At 57.8% G+C, this 18,127-nt stretch carries 18 protein-coding genes; 5 read left to right on the forward strand and 13 right to left on the reverse strand.

The features are described 5' to 3' along the window. The first annotated feature begins 191 nt into the window (after positions 1-191). The gene (locus U9O48_RS07795; RefSeq protein WP_324723999.1) at positions 192-899 is read left to right on the forward strand and encodes a response regulator transcription factor; all 708 of its coding nucleotides are present in this window, start codon (positions 192-194) and stop codon (positions 897-899) included. Continuing rightward, complete coding sequence (locus U9O48_RS07800) at positions 883-2,355, forward strand: sensor histidine kinase (RefSeq protein WP_324724000.1); 1,473 nt, start codon at positions 883-885, stop codon at positions 2,353-2,355. The genes U9O48_RS07795 and U9O48_RS07800 overlap by 17 nt, the downstream gene beginning before the upstream one ends. 169 nt (positions 2,356-2,524) lie before the next feature. On the opposite strand, the gene artJ is transcribed toward U9O48_RS07800, so the two are convergent. The 6 genes from artJ to U9O48_RS07830 all read right to left on the reverse strand — a co-directional run bounded on the left by artJ (position 2,525) and on the right by U9O48_RS07830 (position 7,034). Continuing rightward, positions 2,525-3,256 carry an arginine ABC transporter substrate-binding protein ArtJ gene (artJ, locus tag U9O48_RS07805; RefSeq protein ID WP_324724001.1) on the reverse strand — a complete coding sequence of 244 codons (732 nt, stop codon included), beginning with the start codon at positions 3,254-3,256 and terminating at the stop codon, positions 2,525-2,527. A gap of 171 nt (positions 3,257-3,427) precedes the next feature. After that, on the reverse strand, positions 3,428-4,096 hold the full coding sequence (gene artM / locus U9O48_RS07810) for an arginine ABC transporter permease ArtM (protein ID WP_285145462.1): 669 nt from the start codon (positions 4,094-4,096) through the stop codon (positions 3,428-3,430). Next, positions 4,096-4,812 (reverse strand): arginine ABC transporter permease ArtQ, encoded by a 717-nt coding sequence (gene artQ / locus U9O48_RS07815; RefSeq protein WP_324724002.1) that lies wholly within the window; start codon positions 4,810-4,812, stop codon positions 4,096-4,098. The genes artM and artQ overlap by 1 nt, the downstream gene beginning before the upstream one ends. 6 nt (positions 4,813-4,818) lie before the next feature. Next, positions 4,819-5,550: an arginine ABC transporter substrate-binding protein ArtI gene (gene artI, locus U9O48_RS07820; RefSeq protein WP_285145461.1), complete on the reverse strand. Its 732-nt coding sequence runs from the start codon at positions 5,548-5,550 to the stop codon at positions 4,819-4,821. A 19-nt stretch (positions 5,551-5,569) separates the two neighbouring features. After that, entirely contained in the window at positions 5,570-6,298 is a 729-nt protein-coding gene (artP, locus tag U9O48_RS07825; RefSeq protein ID WP_282492335.1) for an arginine ABC transporter ATP-binding protein ArtP, read from the reverse strand. 217 nt (positions 6,299-6,515) lie between these two features. Beyond that, positions 6,516-7,034, reverse strand: a complete 519-nt coding sequence (locus tag U9O48_RS07830) for a lipoprotein (protein WP_282492336.1) — start codon at positions 7,032-7,034, stop codon at positions 6,516-6,518. Between the two features lie 107 nt (positions 7,035-7,141). Between U9O48_RS07830 and U9O48_RS07835 the strand changes: the two genes are divergently transcribed. Together U9O48_RS07835 and U9O48_RS07840 are read left to right on the forward strand one after the other, a co-directional pair. Beyond that, positions 7,142-7,465 (forward strand): heavy metal-binding domain-containing protein, encoded by a 324-nt coding sequence (locus U9O48_RS07835; RefSeq protein WP_012016782.1) that lies wholly within the window; start codon positions 7,142-7,144, stop codon positions 7,463-7,465. Then, positions 7,462-8,289: an N-acetylmuramoyl-L-alanine amidase gene (locus U9O48_RS07840; protein ID WP_285149121.1), complete on the forward strand. Its 828-nt coding sequence runs from the start codon at positions 7,462-7,464 to the stop codon at positions 8,287-8,289. Before U9O48_RS07835 ends, U9O48_RS07840 begins: the two co-directional genes overlap by 4 nt. Here the strand turns inward: U9O48_RS07840 and U9O48_RS07845 are convergent, their stop codons facing one another. The 4 genes from U9O48_RS07845 to poxB form a co-directional block, all read right to left on the reverse strand. Then, a complete protein-coding gene (locus U9O48_RS07845; RefSeq protein WP_095284225.1) occupies positions 8,290-9,303 on the reverse strand; it encodes an NAD-dependent epimerase/dehydratase family protein in 1,014 nt (337 codons plus the stop codon). A gap of 92 nt (positions 9,304-9,395) precedes the next feature. Continuing rightward, positions 9,396-10,832: an SDR family oxidoreductase gene (locus tag U9O48_RS07850; protein ID WP_285149122.1), complete on the reverse strand. Its 1,437-nt coding sequence runs from the start codon at positions 10,830-10,832 to the stop codon at positions 9,396-9,398. 10 nt (positions 10,833-10,842) lie between these two features. Further along, positions 10,843-11,844 (reverse strand): low-specificity L-threonine aldolase, encoded by a 1,002-nt coding sequence (gene ltaE / locus U9O48_RS07855; protein WP_324724004.1) that lies wholly within the window; start codon positions 11,842-11,844, stop codon positions 10,843-10,845. 38 nt (positions 11,845-11,882) lie between these two features. Then, complete coding sequence (gene poxB / locus U9O48_RS07860) at positions 11,883-13,601, reverse strand: ubiquinone-dependent pyruvate dehydrogenase (RefSeq protein WP_282492340.1); 1,719 nt, start codon at positions 13,599-13,601, stop codon at positions 11,883-11,885. A 152-nt stretch (positions 13,602-13,753) separates the two neighbouring features. Here poxB and U9O48_RS07865 point away from each other — a divergent pair, with 152 nt between their 5' ends. Next, entirely contained in the window at positions 13,754-14,188 is a 435-nt protein-coding gene (locus U9O48_RS07865) for a DoxX family protein (protein WP_285145455.1), read from the forward strand. Between the two features lie 104 nt (positions 14,189-14,292). Here the strand turns inward: U9O48_RS07865 and hcr are convergent, their stop codons facing one another. From hcr to U9O48_RS07880, 3 genes are all read right to left on the reverse strand, one after another. Further along, entirely contained in the window at positions 14,293-15,261 is a 969-nt protein-coding gene (gene hcr, locus U9O48_RS07870) for an NADH oxidoreductase (protein WP_324724005.1), read from the reverse strand. 10 nt (positions 15,262-15,271) lie between these two features. Beyond that, a complete protein-coding gene (gene hcp / locus U9O48_RS07875; protein ID WP_324724006.1) occupies positions 15,272-16,924 on the reverse strand; it encodes a hydroxylamine reductase in 1,653 nt (550 codons plus the stop codon). Positions 16,925-17,067: 143 nt separating this feature from the next. After that, entirely contained in the window at positions 17,068-17,967 is a 900-nt protein-coding gene (locus U9O48_RS07880; RefSeq protein ID WP_324724007.1) for a lysine exporter LysO family protein, read from the reverse strand. Between the last annotated feature and the right edge of the window lie 160 nt (positions 17,968-18,127).

Here is an 18,127-nt window from a genome sequence, read left to right on the forward strand (position 1 = left end):
GGTCCGGTGCGATCTTTTTGCCGGGTGCGGCTTTGCCTTACCCGGCCCACAGGTCCGACGCTTTTTGTAGGTCGGGTAAGGCGTAGCCGCCACCCGACAGAACCCCCGCACAATCTTCAACAAAATGTGAACTCTTTCGCCGCCCAAAATCAGGTAAGCTTTAGCTATTCAAGATGAATTAAGGCTTACCGATGAAGCAGATCCTGCTGGTGGAAGATGACAGCGATATCGCATCCCTTTTGCGATTAAACCTCGAAGACGAAGGCTATGCGATCACGCACGAAGCAGACGGGGCGCGGGCGCTGGAACGAATTGACCAGGTCCACTGGGACGCGGTGATCCTCGATCTGATGCTGCCAAACGTCGACGGACTGGAGATCTGCCGCCGCATCCGCCAGCTCACCCGCTATCTGCCAATCATCATCATCAGCGCCCGCAGCAGTGAAACCGACCGCATCACCGGCCTCGAAACCGGTGCCGACGACTATCTGGCAAAACCTTTCTCCGTGCAGGAGCTGATCGCGCGCATCAAAGCCCTGTTTCGCCGCCAGCAGGCGATGGGGCAGGCGCAGGCCAATGACACCATTTCAGCCCACGGCCTGACCCTCGATCCGCTTTCGCGCAGCGTGCGTCTGCACGGCAAAGAGGTGGATCTCACCCCGCGCGAGTTCGAACTGCTCTGGTTTTTTGCCCGTCATCCGGGCGAAGTGTTCTCGCGGCTGGCGCTGCTGGAGCAGGTCTGGGGCTATCAGCATGAAGGCTACGAGCACACCGTCAACACCCACATCAACCGCCTGCGGATCAAAATCGAAAAAGACGCCGCCGAGCCGGAAATCATTCGCACCGTCTGGGGCAAAGGCTACAAATTTGCGGAACTGAACCATGATGCGACGTCTTAGCCTCAGCCAGCGGCTAACGCTGCTGTTTATCCTGCTGCTGATCCTGTGCGCCTCCGTGGCCTGCGTGGTGCAGCTTTACGCCAGCATGCAGTACGGCAACGCGATGGTGCAACGCCTTTCCAGCGGGTTGGCGCAGCAGATTGTCCAGCGCGAGCCAGTGCTGGACGCGCAGGGGCAGGTCGATCGCAGCCGCCTGAAACCGCTGTTTGATCGGCTGATGACCTTTAACCCGAGCGTGGAGCTGTACGTGATCTCGCCCGACGGCGATCTGCTGGCGGACGCCGCGCCGCCGGGGCATATCCAGCGCCAAAAAATCGCGATGGCACCGGTGCAAACTTTTCTCAGCGGCACCAGCTGGCCGGTGTATGGCGACGATCCCCGGAGCCTCGATAAACAGAAAGTGTTCAGCGTGACGCCGCTGAGGCAGGGCGGGGAGCTGCGCGGATATCTGTATATCATCCTGCAGGGCGAGGAGTTTAACGCTCTGGCGGACATGGCGTGGCACAAGACGCTCTGGAGTACGGCGATGTGGTCCCTGCTGGTGGCGGCGATGTTTTCCCTGCTGGCGGGAGGGCTGGTCTGGTTCTGGGTGACGCGGCCGGTGAAGCGGCTGACGGCGGAGGTTTCCGGGCTGGAGCAGGACAGCATCAGCGCCATTAAAAAGCTCGCGGCACAAACGCCGGAACCGGGTACGGCGGATGAGGTCACGCAGCTGCGCAATACCTTTATCGAGCTGGCGCGGCAGATCACCGCTCAGTGGGACAAACTGGCCGACAGTGACCGCCAGCGCCGGGAGTTTATCGCCAATATCTCTCACGATTTGCGCACGCCGCTGACGTCGTTGCTGGGCTATCTGGAAACCCTGTCGCTGAAATCCGCCACTCTGAGCGCGGAGCAGCATCAGCAGTATCTGGCGACGGCGCTGCGCCAGGGGCAGAAGGTGCGTCATCTTTCGCAGCAGCTGTTTGAGCTGGCCCGGCTGGAGCACGGCGGCATCAAGCCGCAGCGCGAGCGTTTTGCGATGGCGGAGCTGATCTCCGACGTGGCGCAGAAATTCGAGCTGACCGCCCAGACGCGGCAGCTGCGGCTGCATATTGACGTGCCGGGGCCGCTGCCGCTGGTGTTTGCCGATGTGTCGATGATCGAGCGGGTGGTGACGAATCTGCTGGATAACGCGGTGCGTCATACGCCGTCGGGCGGGGATATTCGGCTGTCTGTGTGGCAGGAGAATGAGCAGTTGCAGGTGGAAGTGACGGACAGCGGGCCGGGGATTGACGAGTCGTTACGTGAGGATCTATTCCAGCGGCCATCAGCGTTAAACCCGCAGGCATCGCGTGAGAATCGCGGTGGGCTGGGGTTGTTGATTGTGAAACGGATGCTGGAATTGCATGGAGGCGGGATAGCTTTGCAGGATTTTGAACCGGGGGCGAAGTTTAGGTTTTATGTTCCTCTGTAAGAGGTGCCGGGTGGCGCTTATGCTTACCCGGCCTACAAAAACCTCAATGACGGTTTATGTGCCGTTAAATGAAATGCCGGGTGGCGCTTACGCTTACCCGGCCTACAAAAACCCCCGATCCCGTAGGCCGGGTAAGGCGTAGCCGCCACCCGGCAAAATCATCGCACAATTACTGCGGGAACCACTGGTCGCTAATTTTCTGATACGTCCCGTCGGTTTTGATCGCTTTCAGCGCGCCGTTCAGTTTTTCCAGCAACGCTTTATTATCCGGACGAACCGCGATACCCAGACCGGTGCCGAAATACTGTGCGTCGGTCACTTTCTCCGTCGCCGTACCCAGCTGCGGATTGGTTTTCAGCCACTCGTTCACCACCGCCGTGTCGCCAAACACGCCATCGATACGGCCATTTTTCAGGTCGATGATCGCGTTCTGGTAGCTGTCATACGCCACGGTTTTCACTTCCGGATGCTTATCCTGCAGGTATTTCTGGTGCGTGGTGCCGTTTTCCATGCCGATGCGTTTGCCTTTCAGCTGCTCAAAAGAGCTGAACGCCCCTTTCTTCGCAATCACCACCGCCGAGTTGGCGTAGTACGGGTCGGTAAAGGAGACCTGCTTGCTGCGCTCTGGCGTGATGTCCATTCCGGAAATCACCGCGTCGTATTTTTTGAATTTCAGAGACGGGATCAGGCTGTCGAACGCGTGGTTGGTGAAGGTACAGTCGGCCTGCATCTGTTTGCACAGCGCTTTGGCGAGATCGATATCAAAACCGACGATCTGGTTGCTGGCATCCAGCGATTCGAACGGTGGGTAAGTGGCTGAAACGCCGAAATTGATTTTATCAGCGGCCGTAGCGCCTGCGGCGAAGGTTGCCAGTAATGCAGCCAGAACTAACTTTTTCATTTTAATGCTCCCGTCTGTCAATCTTGTCATTATGCGCCGTGTCTGCGGCATGGACGTACAATGCCAGTTAATGAATTTGTATGCAATAAATATGATTAAGTATTTTCATTGAGAGAAAAAAAACGGGCAGTCGTTAGACTTACCCGTTTTCGTAATGCAGTTATTATGCAGTTAGTTGCGGCGTTCGAAGGCCAGCGCTTTGCTCTCAATGAGGCGCATCAGCAGCGTCAGCAGGCCGTTCACCACCAGATAAACCAGACCCGCCGCGCCGAAGACCATCACGTCATAGGTGCGTCCGTAGAGCAGCTGCCCGTGGCCCATCACTTCCATCAGCGTAATGGTGTAGGCCAGAGAGGTACTTTTAAACACCAGCACCACTTCGTTGGAATACGAAGAGAGCGCGCGTTTAAAGGCATACGGCAGCAGGATCGCCAGGGTGTCTTTCTTGCTCATCCCCAGCGCACCGCAGGACTGCCATTGTCCTTCCGGAATAGCGCGAATCGCACCGTAGAACAGCTGAGTGGTATAGGCAGCACTGTTCAGGGAGAGCGCAATCAGGGCGCACAGCCACGGTTCAGACAGCAGATGCCAGATGACCGGATAGTTCTGCAGCGACGGGAACTGGCCCGGCCCGTAGTAAATCAGGAAGATCTGCACCAGCAGCGGCGTGCCGGTAAACAGGGTGATATAGGCGCGAACCACCCATACCAGCACCGGCGTTTTCAGCGTCAGAACGATGGTGAAAAAGAGTGCCAGAATCAGAGCCACCACGATGGACGCCACGGTCAGCGTCAGGCTGGTGTGCAGCCCTTTCATCAGCTCCGGTAAATACTCAAGCATCAGCCAGGTCTCCGTTCAAAACGCGTTGCGCGCAGGTCAATACGTTTAAGAACGTACTGGCTCAGCAACGTGATCACCAGGTAGATAGCCGCCGCAACGATATACCAGGTGAAAGGCTCCTGGGTGCGGGTGGCGATGCTTTTGGTTTGCAGCATTAAATCGTTGACGCTGATCAGGCTGACCAGCGCGGTATCTTTCAGCAGCACCAGCCACTGATTGCCCAGCCCTGGCAGGGCATGACGCCACATCTGCGGCATCACCAGGCGGAAGAAAATCGCCGCTTTCGATAACCCCAGCGCCTGGCCGGATTCCCACTGGCCGACCGGCACCGCTTTCAGCGCGCCGCGCAGCGTCTGGGACGCATAGGCGGAATAGAGCAGGGAAAGGGCGATCACGCCGCACAGGAACGGGCTGACGTCGAAGTTCTCGATCTGCATCTGCACCGGGATCTGCGCAAAGCCGAGATTAATCGTGAAGCCGTCCGACAGCATCAGCAGCAGCTGTGACGAGCCGAAATAGATAAACAGGACCACCAGGATTTCCGGCAGTCCGCGCAGAACGGTCACCAGCCCCGAGCCTGCCCATGCGACCGGGCGCCATTTGGCTGACTCCCACACCGCAAAGAACATCGCCAGCACCAGGCCGATAATGAGTGCGCAAACGGCAAGGCCGACGGTCATCCCGGCGGCGCTTGCTAATGGAAAAAGTTCGTTCATCAGATCTTACTTCTGGAACCATTTGGAATAGATGGTCTGGTAAGTACCGTCTTTTTTCACTTTATCCAGCGCAGTATTGAGTTTCTGCTGCAGGTCGGTGTTGCCCTGACGAACGGCGATGCCAAGACCCGTACCGAAGTAATCTTTGTCCGTCACTTTATCGCCGATAGCGGCCAGTTTCGGCTCTGCTTTCAGCCACTCGGTTACCACGGCAGTGTCCCCGAATACCGCATCAATACGGCCATTCTGCATATCCAGCTTGGCGTTCATGTAGCTGTCGTAAGGCACAACGGTGATTTCCGGGTGCTTATCGGTGATGAATTTCTGGTGCGTGGAGCCGTTCTGCATCCCGACTTTTTTGCCTTTCAGCGCGGCGATATCGGCAATTTTGCCTTTCTGGCCGACGAACAGGGCAGAGTTTTCATAGTACGGCTGGGTGAACAGAACCTGCTTTTCACGCTCTGGGGTGATGTCCATACCGGAAATCACCGCGTCAAAACGACGGAACTTCAGGCTTGGGATCAGGCTGTCGAACGCCTGGTTGGTGAAGGTACAGGTGGCGTCGATCTCTTTGCACAGGGCGTTGGCCAGATCCACGTCGAAGCCGACGATCTTATTGCTGGCGTCCATGGATTCAAACGGAGGATACGAGGCTTCCATGGCGAAACGAATGGTCTGTGCGGCGGAAGCGGAAAGGCTGACGCTAGCAAGCAGGGCGGCTATCAGTACTTTTTTCATTGTCATTTTCCCTAACACATCAGTGAGATAAATAGTTTTTAAAGGCGTCGGTTTGCGGGGCGGTAAAGCAGCTCGCATCACCTTGTTCAACAATATGACCGTTTTCCATGTACACCACGCGGCTGGCGGTTTTGCGCGCCACTTCCACTTCATGGGTGACGATCACCTGGGTGATATTGGTTTCGGCCAGCTCGCGGATAATGCTGACGATCTGGGCGGTAATTTCCGGGTCCAGCGCGGCGGTCGGCTCATCAAACAGCAGCACCTGCGGCTCCATCATCAGCGCGCGGGCAATGGCAACACGCTGCTGCTGACCGCCGGAGAGGTGCAGCGGATAGCGATCGCTGTAGGGTTTTAAGCGCAGACGTTCGAGCAGTTTTTCCGCACGGGCGAGGGCCCTTTCTTTGCTTAACCCCAGCACGCGGCAGGGCGCTTCGATCAGGTTTTGCTGCACGGTGAGGTGCGGCCAGAGATTGTATTGCTGAAACACCATGCCGACGTTCTGACGAAGAGAGCGGATCGCTTTATCGGAAGGGGCTTTGGTGAAATCGAAATGATTCCCGGCGATATCGAGCTGGCCGGAACGTGGCATTTCAAGCAGATTGAGGACGCGCAGCAGTGAGCTTTTACCTGCGCCGCTTGGGCCAAGCAAAACCAGCGTTTCGCCCTCTGGGCAGTTCAGCGTGATGTCGAACAGCGCCTGGTGTGCGCCGTAGAAGCAGTTAATGCCGTTTAGTTGAATACTCATCGGGGCAGTCTTTACTCATCCAGGCAATCTATAGCAATTGAGGCCGCAGATAGTACCGTTGACAGAATAGTTATGCAATATTTATGCGTTAAAAGTTAAATATAAACCGTATTCAGGTTTAAACATAGCACAAAATCGCGTACGGCTATGGGCGCGAGTATAAATGTCGGCATTCCTCACGAAATGCCGCACATTTTACGGGGGAAACCATTCTGAACTAACGATTCTCGATCGACTGGCGAAGCGTACCGGCAGGGGCGTGGACGCTGCCGCCGATGTAACGCACGTCGTCGATGGCCCAGCACTGGCCCTCGCGGATCATCAGCACTTCATCCTGCCAGGTCTGGCTGCCCTGGGTCAGTTTGACCCGCAGCGGAATGTTGCGTGCGTCGGTGTTCGGGATGGTGGAAGCGCTGGAAACCTCGGCGCTGTCAGGCAGCGTGGTACGGCTGGAGAACGGATCGGATTTGAGCAGCGCGTTATGCTGCGGATCGCGTGAAGCGTCGTTCAGCAGTTTCGCCAGATTATCACTCAGGTACGGGCGCAGGGCGGTGAGATCGCTGCTCTTGTGGGAAATACGGTAATCGTAGAACTGTTGAGCCACGGTGTCAGGGCCGCCGTCAATGCACGGACCGCTGCGTGTCCCGATATCCTTAAAAGCAGGGGTGACCGTGGTGGTGCAGGCGCTGAGCAGCAGCGCGCACGGCACTAAAAGCGTCAAAGCAGAATAGCGCATGTTGATTTCCTTAATGATTAACTATCCTTTCAATAATAGCGTAACGAACCGATAATGCTGTTGAGTTAGCCGCCTAAGGCATTGAACGCTAAAGAGGGAGATAAATGATGCAATTTTCCACAACCCCGACGCTGGAAGGACAACCGATTGTCGAGTATTGCGGCGTCGTGACCGGTGAAGCCATTCTTGGCGCGAATATATTCCGCGACTTTTTCGCCGGGATCCGCGATATCGTCGGCGGTCGTTCCGGAGCCTATGAGAAAGAGCTGCGCAAGGCGCGCGAAATCGCCTTTAAAGAGCTGGGCGAGCAGGCCAAAGCGCTGGGCGCGGATGCGGTCGTTGGCATTGATATCGACTACGAAACCGTCGGGAAAGACGCCAGCATGCTGATGGTGAGCGTCAGCGGGACGGCGGTGAAAACGCGCCGATGAAACGCGTATTATCGACACTCCTGCTGGCGCTGTTGCTGGCAGGCTGTGCGGAGAAAGGGATTATCGATAAAGGGGCCTATGAGCTGGACACCCGCCATCAGGCGCAGGCCGCGTATCCGCGCATTAAAGTGCTGGTGATCCACTATACCGCCGATGATTTTGACAGCTCGCTGGCGACGCTCACGGACAAAAACGTCAGCTCCCACTATCTCATCCCCGCGAATCCCCCTCAGCCATCGGGCAAGCCGCGCATCTGGCAGCTGGTGCCGGAGAAAGAGTTAGCCTGGCACGCGGGGATCAGTTTCTGGCGCGGGACCAACCGCATCAACGATACCTCGATTGGCATCGAGCTCGAAAACCGCGGCTGGCAAAAATCGAACGGCGAGAAAACCTTTACCCCGTTTGAACCGGCGCAAATCGCGGCGCTGATCCCTCTCGCCAAAGACATTATCGCCCGCTACAACATCAAGCCCGAGAACGTGGTGGCCCATTCGGATATCGCCCCCCAGCGCAAAGACGATCCCGGCCCGCTGTTCCCATGGCAGATGCTGGCCCAGCAGGGCATCGGTGCCTGGCCCGATCCCGCGCGCGTGACCTTTTATCTCAACGGAAAGTCGAAGTATGAGCCCGTCGATACGGCAGCGCTGCTCGATCTGCTGATGCGCTACGGTTACGAAGTGCCGGATAACAGCACCGCGGCGCAGCAAAAGCGGGTGATTATGGTCTTCCAGATGCACTACCGTCCCGAGCTCTGGAACGGTATTGCCGATGCTGAAACGCTGGCGATTGCTAGAGCGTTGTTAGAGAAGTACGGGCAGGGGTAATTAGCGGTGCAGCTTGCCGTGATCCCGCAGCCACGCCGCCGTGCGCACAATCCCTTCATCGAGGGTTACGATCGGCTGATAGCCCAGCTCGGTCTCGGCGCGCGTGGTGTCCAGCGTAAAATCGAAGTTCAGCTTTGACACGCCGTAGTGCGTCAGGGCCGGTTCTTTCGCCGATTTATTGCCAAAACGTTCCATGCTGCGGGCGATCATATCCAGCATCGGGTAGGGCACAGAACGAATGCGGCAGTGGATGTTCAGCTCATCGATCAGGCGCTGGACGATACTGCGCAACGTTTGCGGTTCGCCGTTGGTGATGTTGTAGGCGCGACCGGAGACCAGGTGATCGCACTCGGTCTGGCTCGCCAGCCACATCGCGTGCACCGCGTTTTCGTAGTAGGTCATATCCACCAGCGCATCGCCGCCGCGCGGCAACAGCACGCTGCCGTAGTGGTGCATCATCTGCGCCAGGCGCGGGATAAACACTTTGTCGTGCGGCCCAAACAGGCTCTGCGGACGCAGAACGGTAAAGCGGGTGTGCGGGTTGGATTGCGCCAGCAGATCGATCACCTCTTCGCTGGCCGCTTTGCTGCGCGCGAACTCACAGGCGAAACGCGCCGGGCGGAAATCTTCCTGAATATCGCGATGGTGGTGATAGTCAAAATAGAGCGACGGGGAGGAGATATGCACGAAGTTGCGCACGCCCCAGGCCACGGCCCATTCGCCGAGTCGGCGGGTGGCGCGAACGTTGGCCAGGTCGAACGCCTGCTGCGTTCCCCACGGCGAGGTAAAGCTGGAGCAGTGCCACAGTGTGTCGATACCGGCGAGCATGGCTTTGGCTTGCGAGGAAACCAGCTCCGTCAGATCGGCGTGGATAAATTCCGCGCCCATTTTTTGCAGGAGTTTACCCATCGCTTCGTTACGACCGGTAGCTCTGACGCTGATGCCTTTCTGACGCAAAAACTCGACCGCATTTCGACCTAAGCCGCTGGTGGCGCCGGTAACCAGTACCTTCATATCTATCCACTGTGTTGAAAAGAATTTCGTGCGCATTCTTCCGTGAATTACGTCATGTTGCAATGGGAAAGGTGAAAGAATCAGAGGATTAATCAGACTTTTTCCGTCATTCCTTCTGCAAGATGCGCAATACGCTTCGCCATACCCCGGAAGATGAACAGATGCGCCGGGATCATAAACAGCCAGTAGAACAGCCCCGGCATGCCGTGCGGGTGCCACCAGGCGCGAACGTCCAGCTCGCGGTGATCGCCTTTGTCCTTCAACGTAAAGCATAGACGACCCAGGCCGGGGGCTTTCATACCGAACAGCAGCGCCAGCTGTTTTTCCGGCTCGACGATGATCACCTTCCAGCTATCGACGGCGTCACCGGTCTGTAAATACGGGTGCGCAGGGCGGCCTTTTGCCAGCTTATGCCCGACCAGCAGATCCATCATCCCGCGCGTGTCCCAGAGAATGTTGCCAAAGAAATAGCGCTCTTTGCCGCCGATCTGGTTAATGACTTCCCACAGCGCGGCGAGGCTGGCGGTGGTTTTCACCGTGCAACCGGCCTGCTTCGGATAGTAGCCATACTCCGGTCGCCAGCGGGCAAAGGCCTGAGCGTCATATCCCCAGTCGCTGGAGTTCATCAGCTCCTCTTCCTCTTTGAGGGTGTGGCGCACCGCGTCGTCAAAGCGGGTCAGATCCTGCGGAATCAGCGCCCGCAGTTCGCGGTCGTCGGCCAGCAGATCGTGCTTCAGCCCCTGGATCAGCGCCTTGGCGGTGGTCGGGGGAACCGAAGTGATCACGTTCAGGAACCACACCGAAATCCAGCGGGTGGGGAAGGGGATGGGTACCAGCCAGCGACGACGGCCGCTGACGGTCATGAAGTGTTCGAACTGCTCCTGATAGCTGAGGACTTCCGGCCCGGCCGCTTCCAGCACGCGATGGGTTTGTGTGGGATGATTCAGCAGTTCCACCAGATAGTGCAGCAGGTTTTCCAGCGCAATCGGCGTGGTGCGCGAACGCACCCAACGAGGCGGCGTGAGCACCGGCAGGTTGTAGACCATATCGCGCATCACTTCGAAGGCCGCGGAACCGGCGCCGACGATAATGCCCGCCCGCAGTTCCGTCACCGGGATCTCCGCGCTGCGCAGCATTTCGCCCGTCAGCTGACGGGCGCGCAGATGGTCGGACTGTTCGTTTTCTGGTGCCTGGAGTGAGCTGAGGAAAATAATCTGCTTCACCGGCGTCTGGAGCAGCGCATCGCGCACGTTCAGCGCCACCTGGCGCTCATGGGCGATAAAGTCACCGCCTTCGCCCATGCTGTGCACCAGATAATAGAGCGTATCGACGCCTTCCAGCAGCGCGGGCAGCTCCTTCGGCCAGTTGAGATCCACCGCGTGGCAGGTGACGTTGGGCAGATTAAGTTTTTGCAGGCGTTCCACATTACGTGCCGCCGCCAGCACCTGATGACCGTGCTGGCTGAGCGCTGTCGTCAGATGTTGACCGATATACCCGCTGGCGCCGAGCACCAGAATTCGTTGCGACACGTCATGCTCCTTAACGCTGTAAAAAGGCCTGCCAGTGTTTGACCACTTCCGCCAGCTGCTCGCGGCTCACATCGAGGTGCATTACCAGACGCACAATCGGTGAGGCGTTCATCAGCACGCCGTGGGCTTTCATATACTCGCCCAGCGCCGCCGCATTCTCTTCGCCGACGCGAACGAACAGCATATTGGTGTCGTGACGCATCACATCCGCGCCGATCTCGCGCAGCTGCGTCGCCATCCAGGCGGCGTTGTCGTGATCTTCTTTCAGACGAGCGACGTTATTTTTCAGGGCGTACAGCCCGGCCGCCGCCAGAATCCCGGCCTGACGCATTCCGCCGCCGGTCATTTTACGCCAGCGGTTAGCGCGCTTAATGTAGTCCGCGTTCCCGACCAGCAGGGAGCCGACCGGCGTCCCCAGCCCTTTCGACAGGCAGATGGTGAACGAATCGCAGTACTGAGTGATCTCTTTCAGCTCGCAGCCATACTCCACCACGGCGTTAAAGATACGCGCCCCGTCGACGTGCAGGCCCAGTTTGCGCTCGTGGGTGAATTCCCACGCGGCTTTGAGATACTCGCGCGGCAGCACTTTGCCGTTGTGGGTATTTTCCAGACTCAGGAGTTTGGTGCGGGCAAAGTGGATATCGTCGGCTTTGATTTTGGCCGCCACTTTATCGAGCGGCAGGGAGCCGTCAGCGGCGGCGTCGATAGGCTGCGGCTGAATGCTGCCGAGCACCGCCGCGCCACCGGCTTCGTACAGATAGTTATGCGCGCCCTGGCCGACGATATACTCTTCGCCGCGCTCGCAGTGGCTGAGCAGCGCCACCAGGTTAGCCTGAGTGCCTGTCGGCAGGAACAGCGCCGCCTCTTTACCGCTTAATTCGACGGCGTAGCGCTGGAGTTCATTGACGGTGGGATCGTCACCGTAAACGTCATCCCCGACCGGGGCGGCCATCATCTCTTCGAGCATGGCGCGACTCGGACGGGTAACGGTATCACTGCGTAAATCAATCATGGCATTTCCCTGTGTTTTAAAAGGCAATGCCGACTGTTTTACCTGAGCCAGTTGGTTTTTGCCAGTTCGATAACCTCGTCGCCGCGCCCGCTGATAATGGCGCGCAGCATATACAGGCTAAAGCCTTTCGCCTGCTCCAGTTTGATCTGCGGCGGAATAGCCAGCTCCTCTTTGGCGACCACCACGTCCACCAGCACCGGGCCGTCGATGGAGAAGGCGCGCTGCAGCGCTTCGTCAACCTCAGACGCTTTTTCCACACGGATGCCGGTGATCCCGCAGGCTTCGGCGATCTTCGCGAAGTTGGTGTCGTGGAGCTCGGTGCCGTCCGTCAGATAGCCCCCGGCTTTCATCTCCATCGCCACAAAACCTAACACGCTGTTGTTAAACACCACGATTTTGAGCGGAAGTTTCATCTGCACCACCGACAGGAAATCGCCCATCAGCATGCTAAACCCGCCGTCACCGCACATCGCCACCACCTGACGTTCCGGCGCGGTGGCTTGCGCACCCAGCGCCTGCGGCATGGCGTTGGCCATCGAGCCGTGGTTGAAGGAGCCAATCAGGCGGCGTTTGCCGTTCATTTTCAGATAGCGCGCCGCCCAGACGGTCGGCGTGCCGACATCGCAGGTAAAGATGGCGTCATCAGAGGCGAAATGGCTGATCTGCTGCGCGAGGTACTGCGGGTGTATGGCTTTTTCGCTCGGTTTGGCGAGATCGTCCAGCCCTTTGCGCGCGTCGCGATAGTCGCTCAGTGCCTTGTCGAGGAACTTGCGATCGGTTTTCTCCTCCAGATGCGGGAGCAGGGCGGCCAGCGTCGATTTGATATCCCCGATCAGCGCCATATCGACCTTGCTGTGCGCGCCGATGCTGCCGGGGTTGATATCGATTTGGATGATTTTGGCATCGTTTGGATAGAACGCGCGATAGGGGAACTGGGTGCCGAGCAACACCAGGGTGTCGGCGTTCATCATGGTGTGGAACCCGGACGAGAAGCCAATCAGGCCGGTCATGCCGACATCGTAAGGGTTGTCGTATTCCACATGCTCTTTGCCGCGCAGGGCGTGAACAATCGGCGCTTTAATTTTTCCGGCAAATTCGACTAACTCTTTATGCGCCCCCGCACAGCCGCTGCCGCACAGCAGGGCGATATTGCTGGAGTAGCGCAGGAGTTGCGCCAGTTTTTTCAGCTCCTCTTCCGCCGGTGTGACGACCGGCTGCGGAGCCTGATACCAGTGCGTACTGGCCCCTTCTGGCGCGGCTTTGAGCGCCACGTCGCCCGGCAGGACCACCACCGATACGCCGCGGTTGAGGATCGCTTTGCGCATGGCGATCGCCATCACCTGCGGGATCTGCTCCGGCGTGGAGACCAGCTCGCAGTAGTGGCTACATTCACGGAACAGCTCCTGGGGATGCGTCTCCTGAAAATAGCCGCTGCCGATTTCGCTCGACGGAATATGCGCCGCAATCGCCAGCACCGGAACGTGGTTGCGATGGCAGTCGAAAAGACCGTTAATCAGATGCAGGTTGCCTGGCCCGCAGGATCCTGCGCACACCGCCAGCTCGCCTGTCAGCTGCGCTTCTGCGCCTGCGGCAAAGGCCGCCACCTCTTCGTGACGCGTCGGCATCCAGTCGATGGTGCCCATTCGGTTGAGGCTGTCGCTTAAGCCATTGAGGGAATCGCCGGTGACGCCCCAGATGCGTTTGACGCCCGCCTGTTCCAGGGTTTTTGCTACGTAGGCCGCTACGGTCTGTTTCATGGTTGTCCTTCTCCGTTTTGTGATAACGCTTACAAGCTTAGAAGAAACTGAGCGTTATGCCCGTTTAATGCCCCCGATTAATAGTGACTTTCTTTGTGCAACATTTCGTCATATTCTGCTGGGACACAGGGTGAAAACAGGAATCATTTCAGATGGTTAAATCATTGTTAATTGCTGTTAATAGAACGCTAACGCACGACGATTTTGGCAAACTGTTATTACGTCTGGCGGTCGGCGGGCTGATGCTGTTTCACGGTCTGCACAAGCTGTTTGGCGGCGTGGGCTTTATCAGCGGGATGCTGGTGGCAAAAGGGCTGCCGGGGTTTATTGCCTATGGCGTGTTGATTGGTGAAGTAGTGGCACCGGTTCTGATTGTGCTCGGGATCCTGACGCGTCCGGCGGCGCTGGTGCTGGCGTTTACCATGATCGTAGCGTGGCTGATGGTCGGCACGGGCAAAACTTTCGCGCTGGATGCTGTCGGGGCCTGGGCGATTGAAAGCCTGGTCTATTTCTTCATTGGCGCGCTGGCCGTGGCGTTTATGGGGGCAGGGCGTTATGCGCTGGCGCGGGATCCGGCGTGGCGTTGAGATAAAAAAAGCCGGGTGGCGGCTACGCCTTACCCGGCCTACAGGTGTATAGGATATCGTAGGCCCGGTAAGCGTCAGCGCCACCGGGCACAACACGCACAACTTTACGCCAGAACCAAATCACCCTGCGGATGACAGGAGCACGCCAGCACGTAACCCTCGGCGATTTCCGCATCCGTCAGCGTCATGGTGCTGCTGACAGAATACTCACCGGAAACCACTTTCGTTTTACAACACCCGCACACGCCCGCACGACAGGCGGCGACCACCGGAATCTTGTTGCTTTCCAGCGCTTCCAGCAGCGTGGTGCCGACGCGCCCGAAGAAAGTCTGGGCTGGCTGCAGCTTGGTGAATTTCACCCCGCTGGTAGCCGCGTCGGCGACGGGCGTAAAGAACTGCTCCTTGAAGAAGCGAGTCACGCCGAGCGCTTTCACCTCTTTCTCCACGATCTCCATATAGGGCGCGGGGCCGCAGGTCATCACGGTGCGTGAGGCGATATCCGGCACGCTTTGCAGCAGTTCGCGGCTCAGGCGATCCGCAACAAAACCGTGGGTGGCGTTGTTTTCTGCCACCAGCGTCACCGGATAATTGCGCCACTCGTCGGCGAAAATCACATCCTCCGGCGAGCGCACGCTGAAGATCACCTGCACGTCAGCCTGCGGACGGTTTTTCGCCAGCCAGCGACGCATCGACATCACCGGCGTTACGCCGCAGCCTGCCGCCAGCATCAGGAATTTATCGTCGGCTTTGTCGTCGCAGACGAAATCCCCCTGCGCGTCGGAGAGCCACAGATAATCCCCGCGCTTCACCTCGTTGGTCAGCCATTGGGAACCGGCACCGTCGTCGATCCGGCGCACGGTGAGCGTGATGAATTCACTCACCCCCGGCGTCGAGGAGAGAGTGTAGGCGCGCAGAGTATCCGCCGAGTTACGGACACTCACCAGCGCATACTGACCGGCGCGATACGGGTAAAAATCATGGCACAGCAGCGACAGCGTCCACACATCCGGCGTCTCCTGATGGATGTGATGAACCTGCATCCGCCACGGGCATTGTGAGGTTGGCATCGTCATGAAAAACTCCTTACGCGCTCAGCAGTTGCTGCATGTCTTCTTCAACGGTGGTCACAGAACGCAGACCAAATTTCTCGTTAAGCACCGCCAGCAGATCCGGGGTCAGGAAGCCTGGCGCCGTCGGGCCCGTCACGATGTTGGTCACGCCGAGCGACAGCAGGGTCAGCAGGATCACAATCGCTTTCTGCTCGAACCACGAAAGCACCAGCGACAGCGGCAGATCGTTCACGCCGCAGCCCAGTTTCTCGGCCAGCGTCACCGCCAGAATGATCGCCGAGTAGGCGTCGTTACACTGACCGGCATCGATCAGGCGCGGCAGGCCTTCGATATCGCCGAAGTCCAGTTTGTTGAAACGGTACTTACCGCATGCCAGGGTCAGGATCAGGCAGTCCTGCGGAACGCTGGTCGCAAAATCGGTGAAGTAGTTGCGTTCCCCACGTGCGCCGTCGCAGCCGCCGACCAGGAAGATGTGGCGCAGTTTTTCGCGGCTCACCAGGTCGATCAGGGAATCTGCCGCACCGAGCAGGGTTTCACGACCAAAGCCGACGGTGATCAGGTGTTCGATTTCGCTGAAGGGGAAGCCCGCCATCTGCTGCGCCTGGGTGATCACAGGACCGAAATCATCGCCCTCGAGGTGGCTCACGCCCGGCCAGCCGACGATGCTGCGGGTCCAGATGCGATCGTCATAGGAGCCGACGGTCGGATCGATGATGCAGTTGGAGGTCATGACGATTGGGCCAGGGAAGCGGGCGAACTCCACCTGCTGGTTCTGCCAGCCGCTGCCGTAGTTCCCGACCAGATGTTTGAATTTACGCAGCTCCGGGTAGCCGTGGGCAGGCAGCATTTCGCCGTGGGTGTAAACGTTCACGCCCGTGCCTTCGGTCTGTTGCAGCAGGTTGTAGAGATCTTTCAGGTCATGACCGGAAATCAGAATACATTTCCCGGCGGTGGCTTTAACGTTGACCTGAGTCGGCGTCGGGTGACCGTAGGTGCTGGTTTCGCCCGCGTCCAGAATGCTCATCACTTTGAAGTTCATCTGGCCGATTTCCATGGAGCACTCCAGCAGAGCGTTCATATCGGAAGGCCAGGTGCCGAGCCACGCCATGATTTTGTGGTACTGGGCGTAGATATCGTTGTCGTACTGGCCGAGAACGTGGGCGTGTTCCATGTAGGCCGCCGCCCCTTTCAGACCGTACAGGCACAGCAGACGCAGGCCGAGAATGTTCTCGCCAATCGCCGCTTTGTCTTTATTCGGGGTGAATTCCGCCGCCTGACGCTGCAGCTCGCCCAGATCGTCGCTGACCAGTTGCAGACCGGCCATTGGGTTGTCGACCGCAGCGCTGGCGTCGGCTTGCAGGCTTTGCGCTTTCAGCGCTTCGCGCAGGGCGATGGCTTCACGCGCGTAGCCCACGATGCGTGGCGAATCGAAGTTGACGTTAGTGAGAGTCGAGAAGAAGGCGCGCGGGGCGAAGTTGTCGATGTAGTGGTCGACAATGCCGTATTCACGCGCTTTTGCCGCCCAGGCGGAGAGGCCTTGCAGGGCGGCAATCAGCAGATCTTGCAGGTCAGACGTTTCGGCGGTTTTCCCGCACATGCCCTGCGCGTAGGAGCAGCCGTTGCCGGCTGGGGTACGGATGGTTTGTTCACATTGCACACAAAACATAATCACACCTGTTAAAGTTATATTTGATATACATGTTTAAGGTTATGCCTGTGGTCGGACGGAGAAAAGGTCTTTCTGCTACAAAGTAAAGGGAGATTGATTTAACGCAATTTTGGCGGCAGAGACCTACCGCCAGAGAGGTATTACGCGGAGAAGAGCGCCATCAGAATCGGCACCAGCAGGCTCAGAATAAAGCCGTGGACGATGGCCGCCGGGACCAGCTCCAGACCGCCGGAGCGCTGCAGGACGGGCAGGGTAAAGTCCATTGAGGTCGCACCGCACAGGCCGAGCGCCGTAGAGCGGCTTTTTCGCACCAGGCCAGGAATAAGCATAATGGCGATAAGCTCGCGGCCCAGATCGTTAAAGAATGAGGCGCTGCCAATCACCGGGCCAAAGGATTCCGTCATCAGAATACCGGACAGAGAATACCAGCCAAAACCGGAGGCCATCGCCAGCCCGGTTTTCAGCGGCAGATCGAGAATAAAGGCATTCATGACGCCGCCGATAAGCGAGCTGCCGACAACCACAACCGCAACGATCATTCCGCGTCGATTAAGCACAATCTGTTTTAGCGTCATACCGTTATTGCGTAACTGAATGCCGATCAGGAATAAAAGGAAAATCAGGGTATATTCGCTGGCTTCGGTGGCGTGTTGTAAAAAGGCTAATCCGGTCAGGCCAAGCAAAAAGCCGAGAACGACCACGCCGCATAATTTTAATGATTCCAGCGCCATCGCAATTCGCGAGGGTAATTTTTCCTGCTGGTGGTGATTAATCCATGGCAGTGAGCGCTCAAGCCAGAATAGCGCGGCAATATTGCACGCCAGAATAACCACAATAGTCACAACAGAATAATGGAGAATTGAGAGTAAATTGGCGGCCAGGTTATCCAGGAACGCAAGGCTTATTCCCATGAAAAACAGGATGACGTAGACAATCCAGCTGAGAAAGCGATTAATGAGTTTTAATGCCGACTCATGACGAAGGGGAATAAGGTAGCCCACTACCAGCGGCAGCAGAATGATTAAGAGTCCTGAAAACATGAACAGCCGGGTCCTTTTTTGAATGTCCGAAGAGCGCCTGTGACACTACCCAATTCCGGCTGCGCAGTCAAAGTGCAAAAGAAAAGCCGGGTGGCGGCTTCGCCTTACCCGGCCTACTTTTTGACTCGATCACGTTCTTGTAGGTCGGGTAAGGCGTAGC

Origin of the sequence: Lelliottia sp. JS-SCA-14 (assembly GCF_035593345.1) — a bacterium.
GTDB classification, from domain to species: domain Bacteria; phylum Pseudomonadota; class Gammaproteobacteria; order Enterobacterales; family Enterobacteriaceae; genus Enterobacter; species Enterobacter wanjuensis.

What these genes read in the sequence shown, in the direction of transcription:
- U9O48_RS07845 (WP_095284225.1), bottom strand. Translation starts at nt 9,303, where the DNA reads ATGAAGGTACTGGTTACCGGCGCCACCAGCGGCTTAGGTCGAAATGCG.
- artM (WP_285145462.1), bottom strand. Translation starts at nt 4,096, where the DNA reads ATGCTTGAGTATTTACCGGAGCTGATGAAAGGGCTGCACACCAGCCTG.
- artJ (WP_324724001.1), bottom strand. Translation starts at nt 3,256, where the DNA reads ATGAAAAAGTTAGTTCTGGCTGCATTACTGGCAACCTTCGCCGCAGGC.
- artI (WP_285145461.1), bottom strand. Translation starts at nt 5,550, where the DNA reads ATGAAAAAAGTACTGATAGCCGCCCTGCTTGCTAGCGTCAGCCTTTCC.
- U9O48_RS07830 (WP_282492336.1), bottom strand. Translation starts at nt 7,034, where the DNA reads ATGCGCTATTCTGCTTTGACGCTTTTAGTGCCGTGCGCGCTGCTGCTC.
- artQ (WP_324724002.1), bottom strand. Translation starts at nt 4,812, where the DNA reads ATGAACGAACTTTTTCCATTAGCAAGCGCCGCCGGGATGACCGTCGGC.
- artP (WP_282492335.1), bottom strand. Translation starts at nt 6,298, where the DNA reads ATGAGTATTCAACTAAACGGCATTAACTGCTTCTACGGCGCACACCAG.
- U9O48_RS07835 (WP_012016782.1), top strand. Translation starts at nt 7,142, where the DNA reads ATGCAATTTTCCACAACCCCGACGCTGGAAGGACAACCGATTGTCGAG.
- hcp (WP_324724006.1), bottom strand. Translation starts at nt 16,924, where the DNA reads ATGTTTTGTGTGCAATGTGAACAAACCATCCGTACCCCAGCCGGCAAC.
- hcr (WP_324724005.1), bottom strand. Translation starts at nt 15,261, where the DNA reads ATGACGATGCCAACCTCACAATGCCCGTGGCGGATGCAGGTTCATCAC.
- U9O48_RS07880 (WP_324724007.1), bottom strand. Translation starts at nt 17,967, where the DNA reads ATGTTTTCAGGACTCTTAATCATTCTGCTGCCGCTGGTAGTGGGCTAC.
- U9O48_RS07865 (WP_285145455.1), top strand. Translation starts at nt 13,754, where the DNA reads ATGGTTAAATCATTGTTAATTGCTGTTAATAGAACGCTAACGCACGAC.
- U9O48_RS07795 (WP_324723999.1), top strand. Translation starts at nt 192, where the DNA reads ATGAAGCAGATCCTGCTGGTGGAAGATGACAGCGATATCGCATCCCTT.
- ltaE (WP_324724004.1), bottom strand. Translation starts at nt 11,844, where the DNA reads ATGATTGATTTACGCAGTGATACCGTTACCCGTCCGAGTCGCGCCATG.
- U9O48_RS07800 (WP_324724000.1), top strand. Translation starts at nt 883, where the DNA reads ATGATGCGACGTCTTAGCCTCAGCCAGCGGCTAACGCTGCTGTTTATC.
- poxB (WP_282492340.1), bottom strand. Translation starts at nt 13,601, where the DNA reads ATGAAACAGACCGTAGCGGCCTACGTAGCAAAAACCCTGGAACAGGCG.
- U9O48_RS07840 (WP_285149121.1), top strand. Translation starts at nt 7,462, where the DNA reads ATGAAACGCGTATTATCGACACTCCTGCTGGCGCTGTTGCTGGCAGGC.